This is a genomic window from Actinopolyspora sp. BKK2 (assembly GCF_011291845.1).
GTDB lineage: Bacteria > Actinomycetota > Actinomycetes > Mycobacteriales > Pseudonocardiaceae > Actinopolyspora > Actinopolyspora saharensis.
The window spans coordinates 1-19,258 of the sequence record NZ_JAANTE010000003.1 but is presented as its reverse complement, the minus strand read 5'-3'; the positions used below and the strand labels follow the sequence as shown (position 1 = coordinate 19,258).

Genomic DNA, 19,258 nt, shown 5'->3' with positions numbered 1-19,258 from the left:
CCCGATCCCGCCACGGACGTTGTCCGACGGTGGATTGAAACGGTATTGCCATACCGGTTCGATCGGCTGGAGTAAGAGGGTCCCGTCAGGTTTGCAAGCCTGTGGGACGGCTGCATTGCTCTAGGGGCGAGCTTCACGCCGCGGTGCAGCAGAGAAACGCCATCGAACCGAGGAGGCCCCATCAGCTCCGAGACGCGCATCAACGACCGTATCCGTGTGCCAGAGGTCCGTTTGGTCGGGCCGAACGGGGAGCAGGTCGGCATCGTCCGTATCGAGGACGCACTTCGGTTGGCCGAGGAAGCGGAGTTGGATCTCGTCGAGGTTGCTCCCCAGGCTCGTCCGCCGGTGTGCAAGCTCATGGACTACGGAAAGTTCAAGTACGAGAGCGCGCAGAAGGCTCGCGAATCACGCCGTAACCAGCAGCAGACCGTCATCAAGGAGCAGAAGCTCCGCCCGAAGATCGATCCGCACGACTACGAGACCAAGAAGGGTCACGTTTCGCGCTTTCTCGGTCAAGGTCACAAGGTCAAGGTGACGATCATGTTCCGCGGCCGTGAGCAGTCGCGCCCCGAGCTGGGGTTCCGGTTGTTGGAGCGGCTGGCCGACGATGTCTCCGAGCAGGGGTTCATCGAGGCCAAACCCAAGCAGGACGGCCGCAACATGACCATGGTGCTGGCGCCGCACAAGACCGGTAAGGGCAACAAGACCAAGGCGAACGCGTCATAACCGTCTAGCGGAATCGGGATCGACAGCGGCCGTCCACCCGGTCGTGACTTCACCCGGAACGCAAGCCGGGCGGGATTCCCCGTAGGGATTCTGCCCGGCGTTCGCACGAAAAGAGGACGAAAATGCCGAAGAACAAGACGCACAGTGGCACTTCCAAGCGGTTCAAGGTCACCGGCTCGGGCAAGCTGCGTCACGAGCGTGCCGGTCGCAGGCACATCCTGGAGAAGAAGTCCAGCAAGCTGAAGCGTCGGCTGAAGGGCACCACCGAGGTCTCCCCCAACGACACGAGGCAGGTCAACAAGATGCTGGGGCGCTGAAAGCGCCACATCTTGATCGGCGGACAGCGGGACGGCCGCACCGTCCGCAACGAGTGACAGCCTTATCCGCAGGGGCGAAAGACCCGCCCCTAATACGAGCGACAGGACGAAATCAATGGCACGCGTCAAGCGAGCGGTTCACTCCCAGAAGAAGCGTCGGAAGGTCCTCGAATCGGCGAAGGGGTACCGCGGGCAGCGTTCCCGGCTCTACCGCAAGGCGAAGGAGCAGATGCTGCACTCGCAGGTCTACTCCTACCGCGACCGCCGTGCGCGCAAGGGCGACTTCCGCAAGCTGTGGATCATGCGTATCAACGCCGCCAGCAGGCAGAACGGTCTCAGCTACAACAAGTTCATGCAGGGCCTGAAGGCCGCCGAGGTCGAGGTCGACCGCAAGATGCTCGCCGAGCTGGCGGTCAACGACCCGCAGGCGTTCACCGCGCTGTGTGACAAGGCTCGCAGCAGCCTGCCGGAAGGCGCGGCCTGATTTCGGTTCGACCGAGCGCCCGGCGCAGCGACGTGGTGAGCGAGGAGGAAATGGCGCACCCCGGAACGGTGGAGACTCCGTTGACGGAGCGCTCCTCGAGGGTGAGCGTCGCCCGCAAGCTCACACGTCGTGCCGGGCGTGAGCGCGCCGGGATGTTCCTCGCCGAGGGCGCGATGGCCGTGACCGAGGCCTTGGACGCCTTGTCGGGGCAACATCCCCCCGGAGGCGCTCCCACCGAAGTGCGGGAGGTCTTCGCCACGCACGAGGGGCTGCGGCGTCACCCGGAGGTCGCCGACCGCTGTTCCGCAGCGGGAGTGGCGTTGCGAATCGTGACCGAACGGGCCGCCGCCACGCTCTCCGAGACGGTGACCCCCCAGGGGCTGGTCGCCGTGTGCGGTCTGCCGCGCCCCTCGCTGGACGGTGTCCTGGCTGCTCGTCCCGAACTGGTCGCCGTGCTGTCCGATGTCGCCGACCCGGGAAACGCGGGCACCGTCGTGCGCGTCGCCGATGCCGCGGGCGCCGGAGCGGTGTTGTTCGCGGGAGACACCGTCGACCCTTACAACGGCAAGGCGGTCCGGGCCTCCACCGGTAGCGTTTTCCATCTCCCCCTGATTCGGGAGCGCGACGTGAGTTCCGTGTTCGCGGCCTGCCGGGACGCGGGCATGAAGCTCATCGGCGCGGATGGCGAAGCAGGGGAGGACCTGCACACCGCCGAGACCCGGGGCCGGCTGGACGGTCCGACCGCGTGGGTCTTCGGTAGCGAGGCCCACGGACTCGGGGAGCGCTCCGCGGAATTGGATCACGCCTTGCGCGTGCCGGTCTACGGCCGTGCGGAGAGTCTCAATCTCGCCACGGCCGCGGCGGTCTGCCTGTACACCTCGGCACGTCGCGTCCACCGGCCCGAGGCGTGACGGCCCCGTGGGAGCGCACCGGTTCACCGTGATCGAACTCGCCCGTGACGGCACGGGGGAGTCCGCGGACGTCGCATAGACTGTCCACGAGCATGGGAAGAGTTTTCACACGTCAAGATCGGTTCGCGTGAGCGGGCCGTCGGATACGGGAGTTACACAGCGACGATGTCTGGAGCCAACGACCCGTACGACCCGAAGGAGGTCGTCGCGCTCGCACCGGAGACGCTGCAAAGCGCGGTCGACGACGCCCGCAAGGCCTTCGAGGACGCCGCGGATCTCGACGAGCTGGCCGCCGTCAAACCCGCTCACCTGGGGGAACGTTCCCCGGTGTTGACCGCGCGTCGGGAGATCGGGGCGCTGCCCCCGCAGGCGAAGGCGGACGCGGGAAAGCGGGTCAACGAGACGCGCCGGTTGATCCAGGAGGCCTTCGACAAGCGGCACGCCGAGCTGCAGGCCGAGCGTGACGAGCGGGTGCTGCGGGAGGAAACCGTCGATGTGACGCTTCCGACCGATCGTGTTCCCACCGGAGCGCGGCACCCGATCACCCAGCTCATCGAACGTATCTCGGACGGATTCGTGGCGATGGGGTGGCAGGTTTCGGAGGGGCCGGAGCTGGAAGCCGAGTGGTTCAATTTCGACGCGTTGAACTTCGGCAAGGACCACCCGGCCCGCACCATGCAGGACACCTTCCACGTGGCCCCGGAGGACTCGGGACTGGTGCTGCGAACCCAGACCTCCCCGGTGCAGGTGCGTGCCCTGCTGAACAGCCAGCCCCCCGTGTACCGGGTCTCCCCGGGCAGGGTGTTCCGCACCGACGCGCTCGACGCCACCCACACACCGGTGTTTCACCAGGTCGAAGGACTGGCCGTCGACGAGGGGCTGACCATGGCCCACCTCAAGGGAACGCTGGACGTTTTCGCTCGTTCCATGTTCGGGCCCGAGGCGATCACTCGGTTCAGGCCGAGCTTTTTCCCGTTCACCGAGCCCTCGGCCGAGGTCGATGTCTGGTTCCCCGAGAAGAAGGGGGGCGCAGGCTGGGTCGAGTGGGGCGGCTGCGGCATGGTCCACCCGAACGTGCTTCGTGCCTCCGGGGTCGATCACGAGACCTACTCCGGATTCGCTTTCGGCATGGGGCTGGAACGGACGCTGCAGTTCCGCAACGGCATCCCCGACATGCGGGACATGGTCGAGGGGGATGTCCGATTCACCGAGGCGTTCGGCATCGAATACTGAGTCCGGCCGGTGGACCGGGCGTTCATCGGTACTTCTGACCCCCACCATGATCGAGAGAAGGGCTGCGATCCAGTGCGGATTCCGGTTTCCTGGCTGGCCGAGCATCTTGAGTTGTCCGAGGAAACGAGCGCGGAGACCTTGGCCGATGCGTTCGTGCGCATCGGAATGGAAGTCGAAGAGGTCACTCACCTCACCCCGATCACCGGCCCCCTCGTCGTGGGACGGGTCGCCGAGGTCGAGGAGCTGACCGGTTTCAAGAAGCCCATTCGTTACTGCCGGGTCGAGGTCGGAGAGTCCGAGACGGGCGAGGAGCGGATCCGGGGCATCGTCTGCGGTGCCACCAATTTCAGCGCGGGCTCGTTGGTCGTGGTGGCGCTGCCCGGAGCGGTGCTGCCGGGAGACTTCGAGATCGCCGAGCGCAAGACATACGGCCGGGTCAGCGAGGGCATGATCTGCTCGGCCCGCGAGCTGGGGATCGGCGAGGACCACGACGGCATTCTGGTGCTGCCCCCGGGATCGGCCGATCCGGGCAGCGACGCGAGTGAGATCGTCGGGTTGGACGACTCGGTCATCGAGCTGTCGATCACTCCGGACAGGGGGTACTGCTTCTCGGTTCGCGGTCTGGCCCGTGAGCTGTCCAACGCTTTGGACGTGCCTTTCGGGGATCCGGCCAACCGTTCGATCCCTGACGACGACCGTCCCTCGCGAGTCGTGCGCATCGAGGACGAGACCGCCTGCTCCCGGTTCGTGTTCCGCCGGTTGACCGGGGTCGATCCGGCGGCCCCCACCCCCTGGTGGATTCAGCGCAGGCTCGCCCTGGCCGGGATCCGTTCGATCTCGCTGCCCGTGGACGTGACCAACTACGTCATGCTTGAGTTCGGCCAGCCACTGCACGCCTGGGACGCGGCCAAGGTCTCCGGGGACGTGGTGGTGCGGCGCGCCGCCGCGGGCGAGACCCTGACCACGCTGGACGACGTGCGGCGCGAGCTGGATCCGGACGACGTCGTCATCTGCGACGACTCCGGACCGGTGTCGCTGGCCGGCGTCATGGGCGGGGCAGGAACCGAGATCGGCAGGGACAGCAACGACGTCCTGCTGGAGGCGGCCAACTGGGATCCCGCGAGCATCTCGCGCATGATCCGCAGGCACCGGCTGCCCAGTGAGGCCGGGAAGCGGTTCGAGCGCGGTGTGGATCCCGCGATCGCCGCGGTGGCCGCCGAACGTGCTGCACGACTGCTCGTCGAGTACGGCGAGGCGACGATCAGCGCGGGCCGCACGGACGTCGGTGAGCCGACCACGCCCGCACCGGTGACGATGCCGCTCGCGCTGCCGGATCGGATCGCGGGCGTGCGGTACGAACGCGGGGTCACCGTGCAGCGCCTGACCCAGATCGGCTGCCGGATCGAGGTGGGAACTTCCGCGGACGGTGTCGGTGTGGTTACGGCCACCCCGCCGACCTGGCGTCCCGACCTGTCCCAGCCCGCCGATCTGGTCGAGGAGGTGCTGCGCCTGGAGGGTTATCACACGATTCCCTCCGTCGTGCCCGCTGCTCCGGCCGGGGACGGCCTCGACGCGGCGCAGCTGCGCCAGCGCGCGGTTTCCCGCGCCCTGGCTCACGACGGTTACGTCGAGGTGCTGCCCTTCCCGTTCACGGGGGAGGAGACCCTCGACGCCTTCGGGCTGGACGACAGCGATCCCAGGCGCAACGCGCTGCGCGCGGCCAATGCGCTCGAAGCGGACCGCTCCCTGATCAGCACCACCCTGTTGCCGGGTCTGCTGGACTCGTTGCAGCGCAACCTGGCCCGTGGTCGGCGCGATCTCGCCCTGTTCCACATCGGCCAGGTGGTGCTTCCGGAGAAGGAGCAGCAGGCCCTTCCGGAGCTGGGCGTGGAAACCAGGCCCTCCGAGGAGAGCCTGGCGGAACTGCGCTCTGCGCTGCCGGCGCAGCCGAAGCACGTCGGGGTGGTGCTCGCCGGTCAGCGGGAGCGTTCCGGCTGGTGGGGCTCCGGACGTGCGGCAGGCTGGGCCGATGCGGTGCAGGCCGCGCGGCTGGTCGCGGAGACGGTCGGTGCTTCCCTGGAGGTTTCGGCCGGGGAGACCCCGCCGTGGCACCCGGGGCGTTGTGCCGAGCTCACGGTGGGCGACACCGTGGTCGGCCACGCAGGGGAGCTGCACCCGAAGGTGATCGAAGCGCTCGAGCTGCCGAAGCGCACCTGCGCGATGGAGCTCGACCTGGACGCGCTGCCGTTGACCGAGCGCAGGCCGGCTCCGATGGTCTCGTCCTACCCGCCGGTCCGTCTCGACGTCGCCCTGGTGGTCGACGAGGGAGTTCCCTCCGGGGAACTCGCCGAGTCCCTGCGGACGGGCGGTGGTGAGCTCGTCGAGGAGATCCGGCTGTTCGACGTCTTCACGGGTGAGCAGATCGGTGCGGGCAAGAAGTCGTTGGCCTTCGCGCTGCAGCTGCGCGCTTCGGATCGCACGTTGACGCAGCAGGAGGCGACCGAGGTCAGGGACGCCGCTGTTGCCGCGGCGCACGAGCGTTTCGGGGCCACGTTGCGCGGGTGACCTCCCGGCGCGCAGCGTCGACATTCGGGTGATCGGTCCGAGGGCGGACCGGTCACCCGATTTTTTCGTCCGGGGCGGAAACGGTCGGGGCCGGTACGACGGATCACCGGCGGCTGCGCGGCGTGGTGGTGCTGTGGGCGATGTGCCCGGCTCGCACTCCGAACGGTTTGGCCCGGGCGGACGAGTGCACCGGGGCGGGTGAGGCCTTCCGCAGGGGGAAGTTCGGGAAGCCTCCGCGGGGGCAACGTGAGTAGCTGTCGAAAACGCTTGATTGTTATTGCATCATCGTGCATAATCATTCGTATGGCTATACGGGTGGCTGTGGGCGGTGCGAGCGGTTATGCGGGTGGTGAACTCCTCCGGCTGCTTCTCGCGCACCCGCAGGTGGAGATCGGTGCGCTCACTGCGGGCAGCAGTGTCGGGAGCTCGTTGGGTGAGCACCACCCGAACCTGGTCGCGCTCGCCGACCGGAAGCTCGAGGAGACCAGCGCGGAAGTCCTCGCAGGCCACGACGTGGTGTTCCTCGCGCTGCCGCACGGGCACTCCACCGAGCTCGCCGCCGAGCTCGGCGACACCGTGGTGATCGACTGCGGGGCCGACCACCGGCTCGAGGCCCCCGAGGACTGGCAGCGGTGGTACGGCGGGCAGCACCCGGGGAGCTGGCCGTACGGAGTGCCGGAACTGCCCGGAGCGCGGACGAAGCTGCGCGGGACTTCCCGCGTCGCCGTTCCCGGTTGCTTTCCCACGGTGGTCTCGTTGGCGCTGGCGCCGGCCTTCGCCGCTTCCGCGGTGGGACCGGAGGCCGTGGTCGTGGCCGCCACCGGAACCTCCGGGGCGGGGCGCGCGCTGAAGCCCCACCTGCTGTCCGCCGAAGTGATGGGTTCGGCCAGCGCGTACGGCGTGGGAGGGGGCCACCGGCACACCCCGGAGATGGTGCAGAACCTCAGCGCCGTGGCCGGTGAACGGGTGAAGGTCTCGTTCACACCGGTGCTGGCGCCCATGTCCAGGGGGATCCTGGCAACCTGCAGCGCTCCGCTGCGGGAGGACGTCGACGCGCAGCGGGTCAGGGAAAGTTACCTGGCGGCGTATGCGGACGAGCCGTTCGTCCACGTGCTCGAGGACGGGCAGTGGCCACAGACCTCGGCCACGATCGGGGCCAACACGGTGCAGCTCCAGGTGACCGTCGACGCCGACGCGGGCAGGGTGGTCGCCGTCGGTGCCGAGGACAACCTCACCAAGGGAACGGCGGGCGGGGCGGTGCAGTGCATGAATCTCGCGCTGGACCTGCCCGAGCAAACCGGTCTGCCGCTGTCGGGGGTGGCCCCGTGACGAACCTGACGCTGCGGGTCCACGGGCAGCGGCTCGCGGTGACCACCACGCGCAGCAGTCCCGAACCGGCCCCCGCTTTCCCCGCCCCGCTGACGGCCGAGCTGAACACGGCCGACAGCACGACGCTGGTGCTGGACTACGAGCAGCTCACCCGCGATCCCGAGGGAGCGAACCACCAGGGCCCCTTTCGGGTGCTGGAGGTGGTCGGTCCGCTGGACTTCGAGCTGACGGGCGTCCTCGCGAGCGTGCTGAACCCGCTGGCCGAGGCGGAGATCAGCGTGTTCACGCTCGCCACCTTCGAAACCGACTGGATCCTCGTCCCCGCGGAATCGCTGGCGGCAGCGGTCCACGCCCTGCGAGCCGCGGGGCACACCGTGGTCGACCACGCCGAAGGAGAACATTGAGCACTCACCACGAGATCGACGCCGGCCCCTCCGGGACGGGGGAGAGCGCGGGACGAGGCGGGGTGACCGGACCCGGTGGGTTCCGAGCCGCCGGGGTGGCCGCGGGGATAAAGCAGGGTTCCGCGGCGGACCTCGCCCTGGTCGTCAACGACGGTCCCCGGAGGGAGGCCGCCGGGCTGTTCACCGCGAACAGGGTGAAGGCCGCCCCGGTCCTGTGGTCCGAGCAGGTGCTGCGCGAGCGGCGGCTGCGCGCAGTGGTGCTCAATTCCGGAGGCGCGAACGCGTGCACGGGGCCGGAAGGGTTCCAGGACACCCATGCCACGGCCGAGAAGGTCGCCGAGGAGCTGGGTATCGGGGCCATCGACGTGGCCGTCTGCTCCACCGGGCTCATCGGACAACGGCTGCCCATGGATGCCGTGTCGAGCGGTGTGTCGACCGCGGTGGCCGAACTCGCAGATTCGGAGCGGTCGGCCACCGAGGCGGCCACTGCCGTGCTGACCACCGACACGCGCCCCAAGCAGGCCTTCCGCGAGCACGGCACGGGCTTCTCCGTCGGCGGAATGGTCAAGGGCGCCGGGATGATCGCCCCGAACCTGGCGACGATGCTGGCCGTGGTGACGACCGACGCCGCTGTTGACGGTGACACGTTGAACGCGGCGCTGCGGCGGGCCGCGGGCAGGACTTTCGAGCGGCTGGACGTCGACGGGGGGACCTCCACCAACGACACGGTGCTGCTGCTGTCCTCCGGGGCCTCCGGGGTTGCCCCCGAGGCCGGCGAACTCACCGAGCTGCTCACCGAGGTCTGCCACGACCTGGTCCGTCAGCTGCAGTACGACGCCGAGGGTGCCACGAAGGCGATCGACATCACGGTGCGCGGAGCCCTGCGGGAATCCGACGCCGTCCACCTCGCGCGGTTGGTCGCCGAGGACAACCTGGTCGGCACCGCGTTGTTCGGCTCTGACCCGAACTGGGGGCGCATCGCCATGGCGGTGGGGCGCTCCGGCGTCGAGATGGACGAGTACCGCATGGATATCGCCGCGAACGGGGTGACGCTGTACTCGAAGGGCGCCCCGGTGGTCGACCGGAGCGAGGTCGACCTGTCCGGCCGCGAGATCGAAATCGTGATCGACCTCGGGCTCGGTGAGCACGAAACGACCGTGCTGACCACCGATCTTTCCCACGGATACGTCGAAGAGAACAGTGCCTACTCCTCATGACCGAGACACGAGCCGACCAACGGTTGACCGACGCGGCGGGGAAAGCCGGGGTGCTCACCGAGGCGTTGCCGTGGTTGGAGCGCTTCCGCGGTGCGACGGTGGTGGTCAAGTACGGCGGCAACGCGATGACCGACGACACGCTCAAGCGGGCTTTCGCCGAGGACATGGTCTTTCTGCGGCTGGCAGGCCTGCGGCCGGTCATCGTCCACGGCGGCGGTCCGCAGATCACGAGCATGCTGGACAGGCTCGGCATGCGGGGGGAGTTCCGCGGCGGACTCCGCGTGACCACACCCGAGGTGATGGAAGTCGTCCGGATGGTGCTGGTCGGACAGGTCGGCCGTGAGCTCGTCGGCCTGATCAACCAGCACGGTCCGCACGCGGTGGGCATGTCCGGTGAGGACGCCCAGCTGCTCACCGCGCGCAGGCGCAACGCTGTGGTGGACGGCGAGCCGGTGGACATCGGCTTGGTCGGTGACGTCGACAGCGTCGACCCCACTGCCGTGCTCGACCTCATCGAGGCGGGGCGGATCCCGGTGATCTCCACCGTGGCCCCGGACACCGACGGAGTGGTGCACAACGTGAACGCCGACACGGCGGCGGGAGCGCTGGCCGCTGAGCTCGGCGCGGAGAAGCTGGTGGTGCTCACCGACGTGGAAGGGCTCTACACCGACTGGCCGGACCGGAACTCACTGGTTTCCAGCCTGGACACTCGACGGCTGCGTTCCCTGCTGCCGACGTTGGCTTCCGGGATGATCCCCAAGATGGAGGCCTGCCTCCAGGCGGTTTCCGGGGGTGTGCCGCGGGCGCACGTGATCGACGGCAGGTTGGCTCACTCGGTGCTGCTCGAGGTGTTCACGAGCGAGGGTATCGGAACCATGGTCGTTCCGCCAGAACCAGAACCAGGAAAGGACGAGAACTGATGTCGTCCGGAGGCAACGACAACGCCGGCGCGGCACAGCGCTGGCGTGAATCGATCATGCAGACTTACGGCACACCGCCGGTGGAACTGGTCAGCGGTTCCGGCTGCGAGGTCACCGACGTCGAGGGGCGCACCTACCTCGACCTGCTCGGCGGTATCGCCGTCAACGTGCTCGGGCACGCCCACCCGACCGTGACGCGGGCGGTGAGCGAGCAGATCGCCACGCTCGGCCACGTCTCGAACTTCTACAGCCACGAGCCGGAGCTGCGGCTGGCCGAGCGACTGCTCACGCTGATCGGAGCACCCGACAACGGGCGCGTGTTCTTCTGCAATTCGGGCTCGGAGGCCAACGAGGCCGCGTTCAAGATCGCCCGGCGCACCGGCCGTCCCGGAGTGGTGGCGGCCTCCGAAGGATTCCACGGACGGACGATGGGCGCGCTGGCGTTGACGGGCCAGCCCATCAAGCGGGAGCCCTTCGAACCGCTGCCCAGCGGTGTGGAGCACGTCCCCTTCGGGGACACCGCCGCTCTCGAGGCGGCGGTGAACGAGGAGACCGCTGCGATAGTGCTCGAACCCGTCCAGGGGGAAGCCGGCATCGTCATCCCGCCCGAGGGGTACCTGCGGTCGGCACGCGAGATCGCGGATCGCGCGGGAGCCCTGCTGATCCTCGACGAGGTGCAGACGGGGATCGGGCGCACCGGACACTGGTTCGCCTTCCAGCGGGAGGGCGTGCTGCCCGATGTGCTCACCCTGGCCAAGGGACTCGGGGGCGGGCTGCCCCTGGGAGCGTGCGTCGGGATCGGCGAGGCGGCCGCCATGCTGAACCCGGGCCAGCACGCCACCACGTTCGGCGGCAACCCGGTTTGCTGCGCTGCGGCGCTCGCGGTGCTGGACACGATCGAGTCCGAGCAGTTGCTCCGCCACGGAGCCGGGCTGGGCGAGGAGCTGGTCACCATGATCGAGCGGCTCGGCCATCCGCTGGTCGCGGAAGTGCGCGGGGCGGGGATGCTCATCGCCGTCGAGCTCAACGAAAAGCTCGCTTCCGTGGTGGTGGAGACGGCACGACAGCGCGGCTACCTGCTCAACCCGGTGCGCCCGGACGCGGTACGACTGGCGCCCCCGCTGGTCCTCGAACGACAGCAGGCACAGCGTTTCGTTCGCGACCTGGGCGAGGTGTTGTCCGAGGCGTTGGCGATGTCCACAGGCGGAGAAGAGGGAACCCGATGACACTGCGGCACTTTCTGCGGGACGACGACCTGAGTCCCGCCGAGCAGCTCGAGATCCTCGAGCTGGCGGACGACTTCAAGAACGGGCGGGGGAGCCCCTCCCCGCTGGCCGGTCCGAAGTCGGTCGCCGTCATCTTCGAGAAGACGTCCACCAGGACGCGGCTCTCCTTCGAGACGGGAATAGCGCAGCTCGGAGGACACCCCGTGGTGGTCGACGCCCGGACCATGCAGCTCGGGCGGGAGGAGACGATCGAGGACACCGCTCGCGTGCTCGCCCGCTACGTCGACGTGGTGGTCTGGCGGACCTTCGCGCAGGCACGGATCGACGCGATGAGCTCGGCTTCGGACGTGCCCGTGGTCAACGCGCTGACCAACGAGTTCCACCCCTGCCAGGTCCTCGCCGATCTGCAGACCGTCCGGGAACGCCACGGTCCGCTGCCAGGGTTGACGTTGACCTACCTGGGCGACGGTGCCAACAACATGGCGCATTCCCTGCTCGTGGGCGGGGCCACCGCGGGCATGAACGTTCGCACGGCAGCCCCGCACGGTTTCGCACCGGAGCAGTGGGTGCTCGACGCGGCTAGGAAGCGCGCGGCCGAGACCGGCGGTTCCGTGGAGGTCTTCGACTCCCCCACCGAGGCCGTGGCCGGAGCGGACGTCGTGGCGACCGACTCGTGGACCTCGATGGGGCAGGAGAACGACGGCAAGGACAGGGTGAGTCCCTTCCGCCCCTTCCAGCTCAACGCCGAGCTGCTCGCGGCCACGGGCAAGGAGGAGACCAGCGTTCTGCACTGCCTGCCCGCCCACCGCGGATGGGAGATCACCGACGAGGTGCTGGACGGGCCGTCCAGCGCGGTGTTCGACGAGGCCGAGAACAGGATGCACGCTCAGAAGGCGTTGTTGACTTGGCTGGTGCAGCGACGTTGACCACGCGGGTGGCGCGTCAGGCGCGCATAGTCGAACTGGTCACCGGCAAGGAGATCCGCAGCCAGACCGAACTGGCCGGACTGCTGGCCGAGGACGGCATAGACGTCACCCAGGCCACCCTCTCCAGGGATCTCGACGAGCTCGGTGCGGTCAAGCTCCGGGCCCCGGACGGTGGTCAGCCGGTCTACGTCATCCCGGAGGACGGCAGTCCGGTCCAGGGAGTTCAGGGCGGCACCGCGCGCCTGAGCCGATTACTGGGAGACCTGCTGGTCAGCGCGGAGGGATCGGGAAACCTCACCGTGCTGCGCACCCCACCGGGAGCCGCGCAGTTCCTGGCCAGCGCCATCGACCGCTCGGCCATGGAGGAGGTGGCGGGCACCATCGCCGGTGACGACACGTTGATGGTGGTGGCGCGCGACCCCCTCACCGGTGGCGAGCTCGCGGAACGACTGCGCGAACTCGCCGCGCAACAATCCAGTTCACCCCAGGATGCCGAGGACACCGCCCGCGGCCGGGCGGTGCGGCACGACAGAACCACGCAGCACGAGGAGCAGAATCATGAGTAGTGACAGGGTCGTACTCGCCTACTCCGGAGGCCTGGACACCTCCGTGGCCATCGGTTGGATCGCCGAGGAGACCAGCGCCGAGGTCGTCGCCGTCGCGGTCGACGTGGGCCAGGGCGGTGAGGACCTGGAGACGATCCGCAAGCGCGCGCTGGCCTGCGGTGCCGCCGAGGCCGTGGTCGCGGACGCGCGCGCCGAGTTCGCGGAGGAGTACTGCCTGCCCGCGCTGCAGGCCAACGCCATGTACATGGACCAGTACCCGCTGGTCTCGGCGCTGTCCAGGCCGTTGATCGCCAAGTACCTCACCGACGCGGCGCGGGAGCACGGTGCGGACACCGTGGCGCACGGCTGCACCGGAAAGGGCAACGACCAGGTCCGCTTCGAGGTGGGCATCGGGGCGCTCGCTCCGGAGATGAAGGTGCTGGCCCCGGTGCGCGACTTCGCCTGGACGCGGGAGAAGGCGATCGACTGGGCCGAGCGCAACGGACTGCCGATCGACGTCAGCAACAAGTCGCCCTACTCGGTCGACCAGAACGTCTGGGGACGCGCGGTGGAAACGGGCTTCCTCGAGGACATCTGGAACGCCCCGATCGAGGACGTCTACTCCTACACCGCCGATCCCACGCAGCAGCGGGAGCCGGACGAGGTCGTGATCGGCTTCGACCGCGGGGTGCCGGTGGCCATCGACGGAGCCGCCGTCACACCGCTGCAGGCGGTCACCGAGCTGAACCGCAGGGCCGGCGCCCAGGGAGTGGGCAGGCTCGACATGGTCGAGGACCGGCTCGTCGGCATCAAGAGCAGGGAGATCTACGAGGCTCCCGGAGCGTTGGCGCTGATCACGGCACACCGCGAGCTCGAAGCGGTGACCCTGGAGCGGGACCAGGCCCGGTTCAAGCGGACCGTGCAGCAGCGCTGGGGCGAACTCGTCTACGACGGGCTGTGGTTCTCCCCGCTGAAGAGCTCGTTGGACTCCTTCATCGCGGACACGCAGCGTCACGTCTCCGGACAGATCAGGATGACGCTGCACAACGGCAACGCCGTGGTGACCGGTCGCAGCAGCGAGCAGTCGTTGTACGACTTCAACCTCGCCACCTACGACGAGGGCGACAGCTTCGACCAGGAGCTGGCCAAGGGCTTCGTGCAGCTGTGGGGGCTTCCCAGCAAGATCGCCTCCAAGCGCGAGCAGTACAGCTGAACACCGGGCGGGGGCCTCCGGTGCCTAACCGCGGGTCCCCGCCCCGCCGTCGACCGTGCCCGTACTTAACTCTCGAGGAACTTTCGCGTGTCCCAACAGGAGAACTCCGCGGACGACGACCAGTCGCGCCCTACGATGCTCTGGGGAGGACGATTCGCGTCCGGCCCCTCGGAGATCATGGCCGCGCTCAGTCTGTCCACCCACTTCGACTGGTGCCTGGCCCCGTACGACATCGCGGGATCGGCCGCCCACGCCCGGGTGCTCCACAACGCCGGCCTGCTGACGGCCGAGGAGCTGGACCGGATGCTGGCGGGCCTGGACGAACTGTCCGAGGACGTCCGGACGGGCATCTTCCGCCCCGCACCGGAGGACGAGGACGTGCACACCGCGCTGGAACGCGGTCTGCTCGAGCGCGTCGGCGCGGAACTGGGCGGCAAGCTGCGCGCGGGCCGCTCGCGCAACGACCAGGTGGCCACCCAGTTCAGGATGTGGTTGCGGGACGCCGTGCGGCGGGTGGTCTCGGCGACCCTCGACGTCGTCGACGCGCTGCGGGAGCAGGCGGCGAAGCACCCCGACGCCGTCCTGGCGGGGCGGACCCACCTGCAGCACGCGCAGCCGGTGCTGCTGGCGCATCACCTGCTCGCGCACTCCCAGGCGCTGCTGCGGGACGTCGAGCGGCTGCGGGACTGGGACGCGCGGACCGCGGTCTCGCCGTACGGATCCGGAGCGCTGGCCGGCTCCTCGCTCGGCCTGGACCCCGATGCCATAGCCACCGAACTGGGGTTCGAGCACGGGGTGGACAACTCCATGGACGGTACTTCGGCCCGGGACTTCGCCGCCGAGGCCGCGTTCGGTCTCGGGATGCTCGGGGTGAACCTCTCCCGGATAGCCGAGGAGGTGGTGCTGTGGAACACCGCCGAGTTCGGCTACATAACGCTGGACGATTCCTGGGCCACGGGCAGCTCGATCATGCCCCAGAAGAAGAACCCCGACGTGGCCGAGCTCGCCCGGGCGAAGTCCGGAAGACTGCTCGGGAACCTCACCGGCTTGTTGACCAGCCTCAAGGCGCAGCCGCTCGCCTACAACCGGGACCTGCAGGAGGACAAGGAGCCGCTGTTCGACTCGGTGCACCAGCTCGAGATGGTGCTGCCCGCGATGGCGGGAATGCTGGGGAGCCTGACTTTCCACACCGAGCGCATGGCCGAGATGGCTCCCTCCGGGTTCACCTTGGCGACCGACCTGGCCGAGTGGCTGGTGCGGCGCGGGGTGCCGTTCCGCCTCGCCCACGAGGCCTCCGGGGAGTGCGTGCGGATGGCCGAGGAACGCGGTGTCGGACTCGACGAGCTCACCGACGCGGAGCTGGCGAAGGCGCATCCCGAGCTCACCGGCGAGGTGCGCGAGGTGCTGACCGTGGAGGGGGCCGTGCGCGCCCGGAACTCGCGTGGTGGCACCGCTCCGGCGCGGGTGGCCGAGCAGGCGGAGCGCGTGGCCGAGCGCGTGGCCGAGCACCGGGCCTGGCTGCCGGGGTGAGCACCGTTCCACCCACCGCGCGGTCCGTGCCGGAGCTGTTCGCCCGCCCGGTAGTGTCACTGCCGTGACTGATGTGACACGCTCCGAACTCACCCGCGATCCCCTCCTCGTGGCGCGTCACCTGCTCGGAGGCGAGTTGTGGTCGACCTCCCCAGAGGGAGAGGTCGGCGTGCGCCTGGTCGAGGTGGAGGCGTATCGCGGAGGGGACGACCCGGCATCGCACTGCTACCGGGGACGCACCGCGCGCAATTCGGTCATGTTCGGGCCCGCGGGACACCTGTACGTCTACTTCGTCTACGGGATGCACTTCTGCATCAACGTGGTCTGCTCGCAGGACGGTGTTCCGGGGGCCGTGCTCCTGCGTGCGGGCGAGGTGCTGGAGGGTGCCGCGCTGGCGCGCGCTCGGCGCCCCGCCGTTCGCAAGGACACGGCGCTGGCCAGCGGCCCGGCCCGGTTGGCCGGGGCGCTGGGGATCACCCGCGAGCACAACGGCACGGACCTGCTCGCCGCTGACTCCTCCCTGCGGTTGGTTCGCGGAGCGGGTGTCGGCGACGAGGAGGTCCGCAGCGGACCCAGGGTGGGGGTCTCCACCGCCACCGAGCTTCCCTGGCGTTCCTGGGTGCACGGTTCACCGGCGGTCAGCTCGTATCGCCGCGGCGGGCGGCGTCGAGTGCGGGACGGCGTCTGACCGGCCCCGCGCCGTCCGCTGGTCCGTCCGGTTCGCTCGGCGCGGGTGGGGCGTGTCGCCGCTGGTGCCCTCGCGACCGCGTGGCGTGACTCTCCATCCCGGCCGGGCCCCGGATGGGGACGCGGCTCTGCGGTGAGCGAGACTGGAAGCGTGAGTGAGCACATCCTTGACGAGCTTTCCTGGCGCGGGCTGGTCGCGCAGACCACCGATCTCGAATCGCTGCGGCGTGATCTCGATTCGCAGTCACTCACGTTGTACGCGGGTTTCGACCCGACCGGACCGAGTCTGCACGCCGGCCACCTGATTCCGCTGCTGACGCTGCGTCGTTTCCAGCGCGCCGGGCACCGTCCGCTGGTTCTCGCAGGCGGGGCCACCGGGCTGATCGGCGACCCGCGCGACGTGGGGGAGCGCAGTCTGCACGACGAGAGCGTGGTCTCCGAGTGGACCGAGGGGATCCGTCGGCAGCTGGGGGTCTTCGTCGACTTCGACGACACGACCACCGGTGCGGTCGTGGAGAACAACGCCCACTGGACCGCGGAGCTCTCGGTGACCGCCTTCTTGCGCGACGTGGGCAAGCACTTCCCGCTCAACGCGATGCTGTCCAGGGAAACCGTCAAGAGGCGGTTGGAGACGGACAGCATGTCCTACACCGAGTTCAGCTACATGCTGCTGCAGGCCAACGACTACGTGCAGCTCTACCGGCGGTACGGCACGCGCCTCCAGCTCGGCGGCTCCGACCAGTGGGGCAACATCGTCGCGGGAGTGGACCTGCTGCGCAGGCAGGAGGGGGTAACCGCCCACGCGCTCACCACCCCGTTGGTGACGGACTCGGAGGGACGCAAGTTCGGCAAGTCGACCGGAGGCGGCAACCTCTGGTTGGACCCGGAGATGACTTCGCCCTACGCCTGGTACCAGTACTTCTTCAACACCGCCGACGCGGACGTGGGCAAGTACCTGCGACTGTTCACTTTCCTGGAACGTGCGGAGATCGAGGAGCTGGAGCAGGCGACCATCGACCGCCCGAGCGAACGACTGGCACAGCGCAAGCTCGCGGAGGAGCTCACCACGCTGGTGCACGGGGCGAGCGCCACCGAACAGGTGATCGCAGCGAGTCGGGCCCTGTTCGGACGGGGTGACCTCGGAGAGCTGGACGCGGGGACGCTCGATGCGGCGCTGACCGAAGTGCCGAACGTGCAACTCCGGCTCGCCGACCAGCCGAGCATCGTGGATCTGCTCGTGGAGAGCGGGCTGGTTACCGGGCGCAAGGCCGCACGCCGCACGATCGACGAGGGCGGTGCCTACGTGAACAACGTGAAGGTGCGGGACGACACCTGGTGCCCGGTTCAGGAGGACCTGCTGCCCGGGAGCTGGCTGGTGCTGCGCCGTGGCAAGCGTCACACGGCCGGGGTTCGGCTGGTCTAGTAGGGTGGCAGGGGCAACGGCGGAGCGTCGGACCTGCTCTTTCGCTTCGACCGGCGGCACTTGAGGCCCGTTTGACACCGGGATGAGTGCCGTGTAAATTAGTTCTCGTCGACGCGATGTCGGCCTCCGGTGGCCGTGCCTGACGGGCGCGGAACCTCGGGATTGGTGAACACGGTCGGATGTTGATCCGGCCGGGGCTCACCGTTGAAGCTTGAACAAAGAGTCGGTGCGATCCGATCGACATCGGGGACCCCCTTCGAAAGGGTGTGAGTTCCGGTGTTAGATTGGAAAGTGCCTTAACCACAGAGGCGCTTTCGATGGGTGTCGGAGGGGTTCTGTGGTGGTGTGCCCACTGGTGTGGGTGTGTTCTTTGAGAATTCAACAGTGCCTTGACGCGTGTGTGGCTTCTTGTCTTTTTGTTTTTTTGTGTTTTTTGCTGGGGTTTTTTCTCTGGTTCATTGTTGGAGAGTTTGATCCTGGCTCAGGACGAACGCTGACGGCGCGCTTCACACATGCAAGTCGAACGCTCACACCCCGTGTGCTCTTCCTTTCGGGGAGGGTTGGGGTGTGGGAGTGGCGGACGGGTGAGTAACACGTGAGTAACCTGCCCTGGGCGTGGGGATAACCCTGGGAAACTGGGGCTAATACCGGATGTGCTGCATGCCTCGCATGGGGTGTGTGGGAAAGGTTCACCTTTGTGAGGGGGTGTTCCGGCCTGGGTGGGGCTCGCGGCCCATCAGCTTGTTGGTGCGGTGAGGGCGTACCAAGGCGATGACGGGTAGCCGGCCTGAGAGGGTGATCGGCCACACTGGGACTGAGACACGGCCCAGACTCCTACGGGAGGCAGCAGTGGGGAATTTTGCGCAATGGGCGGAAGCCTGACGCAGCGACGCCGTGTGGGGGAGGACGGCCTTCGGGTTGTAAACCCCTTTCGGCCCTGACGAATGTGACGGTAGGGGCTAAAGAAGCGCCGGCTAACTACGTGCCAGCAGCCGCGGTAATACGTAGGGCGCGAGCGTTGTCCGGATTTACTGGGCGTAAAGGGCTCGTAGGCGGTTTGTCGCGTCGGTCGTGGAAATGCGCAGCTTAACTGGGCACGTGCGGCCGATACGGGCAGACTCGAGGGCGGTAGGGGCAAGCGGAATTCCTGGTGTAGCGGTGAAATGCGCAGATATCAGGAGGAACACCGATGGCGAAGGCAGCTTGCTGGGCCGTTCCTGACGCTGAGGAGCGAAAGCGTGGGTAGCGAACAGGATTAGATACCCTGGTAGTCCATGCTGTAAACGTTGGGCGCTAGGTGTGGGGACCGTTGTGGTGTCCGTGCCGTAGCTAACGCATTAAGCGCCCCGCCTGGGGAGTACGGCCGCAAGGCTAAAACTCAAAGGAATTGACGGGGGCCCGCACAAGCGGCGGAGCATGTGGATTAATTCGATGCAACGCGAAGAACCTTACCTGGGTTTGACATACACTGGATGGCCTCAGAGATGGGGTGTCCCTTTGTGGCTGGTGTACAGGTGGTGCATGGCTGTCGTCAGCTCGTGTCGTGAGATGTTGGGTTAAGTCCCGTAACGAGCGCAACCCTTGTCCTGTGTTGCCAGCGGT

17 protein-coding genes and 1 rRNA gene are annotated in these 19,258 nt (G+C 68.2%); all 18 read left to right on the top strand.

Annotated elements, in window-relative coordinates; genetic code table 11:
- The first annotated feature begins 114 nt into the window (after positions 1 to 114).
- A complete protein-coding gene (gene infC / locus G9Q41_RS07095; protein WP_092521792.1) occupies positions 115 to 726 on the top strand; it encodes a translation initiation factor IF-3 in 612 nt (203 codons plus the stop codon).
- 122 nt (positions 727 to 848) lie between these two features.
- Positions 849 to 1,043, top strand: a complete 195-nt coding sequence (rpmI, locus tag G9Q41_RS07090) for a 50S ribosomal protein L35 (RefSeq protein WP_092521791.1) — start codon at positions 849 to 851, stop codon at positions 1,041 to 1,043.
- Between the two features lie 115 nt (positions 1,044 to 1,158).
- On the top strand, positions 1,159 to 1,527 hold the full coding sequence (gene rplT / locus G9Q41_RS07085) for a 50S ribosomal protein L20 (protein WP_092521790.1): 369 nt from the start codon (positions 1,159 to 1,161) through the stop codon (positions 1,525 to 1,527).
- A 50-nt stretch (positions 1,528 to 1,577) separates the two neighbouring features.
- A complete protein-coding gene (locus G9Q41_RS07080; RefSeq protein WP_207630719.1) occupies positions 1,578 to 2,438 on the top strand; it encodes an RNA methyltransferase in 861 nt (286 codons plus the stop codon).
- Between the two features lie 165 nt (positions 2,439 to 2,603).
- Entirely contained in the window at positions 2,604 to 3,671 is a 1,068-nt protein-coding gene (pheS, locus tag G9Q41_RS07075) for a phenylalanine--tRNA ligase subunit alpha (protein ID WP_092521789.1), read from the top strand.
- Between the two features lie 72 nt (positions 3,672 to 3,743).
- Complete coding sequence (gene pheT, locus G9Q41_RS07070; protein ID WP_165632160.1) at positions 3,744 to 6,236, top strand: phenylalanine--tRNA ligase subunit beta; 2,493 nt, start codon at positions 3,744 to 3,746, stop codon at positions 6,234 to 6,236.
- Positions 6,237 to 6,539: 303 nt separating this feature from the next.
- Positions 6,540 to 7,565 (top strand): N-acetyl-gamma-glutamyl-phosphate reductase, encoded by a 1,026-nt coding sequence (gene argC, locus G9Q41_RS07065; RefSeq protein WP_165632159.1) that lies wholly within the window; start codon positions 6,540 to 6,542, stop codon positions 7,563 to 7,565.
- Positions 7,562 to 7,969 (top strand): ACT domain-containing protein, encoded by a 408-nt coding sequence (locus tag G9Q41_RS07060; protein ID WP_165632158.1) that lies wholly within the window; start codon positions 7,562 to 7,564, stop codon positions 7,967 to 7,969. The genes argC and G9Q41_RS07060 overlap by 4 nt, the downstream gene beginning before the upstream one ends.
- Positions 7,970 to 7,983: 14 nt before the next feature.
- Positions 7,984 to 9,186: a bifunctional glutamate N-acetyltransferase/amino-acid acetyltransferase ArgJ gene (gene argJ / locus G9Q41_RS07055; RefSeq protein WP_347567507.1), complete on the top strand. Its 1,203-nt coding sequence runs from the start codon at positions 7,984 to 7,986 to the stop codon at positions 9,184 to 9,186.
- On the top strand, positions 9,183 to 10,106 hold the full coding sequence (argB, locus tag G9Q41_RS07050) for an acetylglutamate kinase (protein WP_092521785.1): 924 nt from the start codon (positions 9,183 to 9,185) through the stop codon (positions 10,104 to 10,106). Before argJ ends, argB begins: the two co-directional genes overlap by 4 nt.
- Entirely contained in the window at positions 10,106 to 11,332 is a 1,227-nt protein-coding gene (locus tag G9Q41_RS07045; RefSeq protein ID WP_165632157.1) for an acetylornithine transaminase, read from the top strand. The genes argB and G9Q41_RS07045 overlap by 1 nt, the downstream gene beginning before the upstream one ends.
- Positions 11,329 to 12,258 (top strand): ornithine carbamoyltransferase, encoded by a 930-nt coding sequence (gene argF, locus G9Q41_RS07040; protein ID WP_092521783.1) that lies wholly within the window; start codon positions 11,329 to 11,331, stop codon positions 12,256 to 12,258. Before G9Q41_RS07045 ends, argF begins: the two co-directional genes overlap by 4 nt.
- Positions 12,255 to 12,824, top strand: coding sequence for an arginine repressor (locus G9Q41_RS07035; RefSeq protein WP_092521782.1), 570 nt, complete (start codon positions 12,255 to 12,257; stop codon positions 12,822 to 12,824). Before argF ends, G9Q41_RS07035 begins: the two co-directional genes overlap by 4 nt.
- Positions 12,817 to 14,016 carry an argininosuccinate synthase gene (locus G9Q41_RS07030; protein WP_165632156.1) on the top strand — a complete coding sequence of 400 codons (1,200 nt, stop codon included), beginning with the start codon at positions 12,817 to 12,819 and terminating at the stop codon, positions 14,014 to 14,016. Before G9Q41_RS07035 ends, G9Q41_RS07030 begins: the two co-directional genes overlap by 8 nt.
- Positions 14,017 to 14,151: 135 nt before the next feature.
- Positions 14,152 to 15,546, top strand: coding sequence for an argininosuccinate lyase (gene argH / locus G9Q41_RS07025; RefSeq protein ID WP_165632420.1), 1,395 nt, complete (start codon positions 14,152 to 14,154; stop codon positions 15,544 to 15,546).
- A gap of 64 nt (positions 15,547 to 15,610) precedes the next feature.
- On the top strand, positions 15,611 to 16,234 hold the full coding sequence (locus G9Q41_RS07020) for a DNA-3-methyladenine glycosylase (RefSeq protein ID WP_092521780.1): 624 nt from the start codon (positions 15,611 to 15,613) through the stop codon (positions 16,232 to 16,234).
- Positions 16,235 to 16,384: 150 nt separating this feature from the next.
- Positions 16,385 to 17,656: a tyrosine--tRNA ligase gene (gene tyrS / locus G9Q41_RS07015; RefSeq protein WP_165632155.1), complete on the top strand. Its 1,272-nt coding sequence runs from the start codon at positions 16,385 to 16,387 to the stop codon at positions 17,654 to 17,656.
- Between the two features lie 458 nt (positions 17,657 to 18,114).
- Positions 18,115 to 19,258 (top strand): 16S ribosomal RNA (locus tag G9Q41_RS07010); the annotation flags it as partial.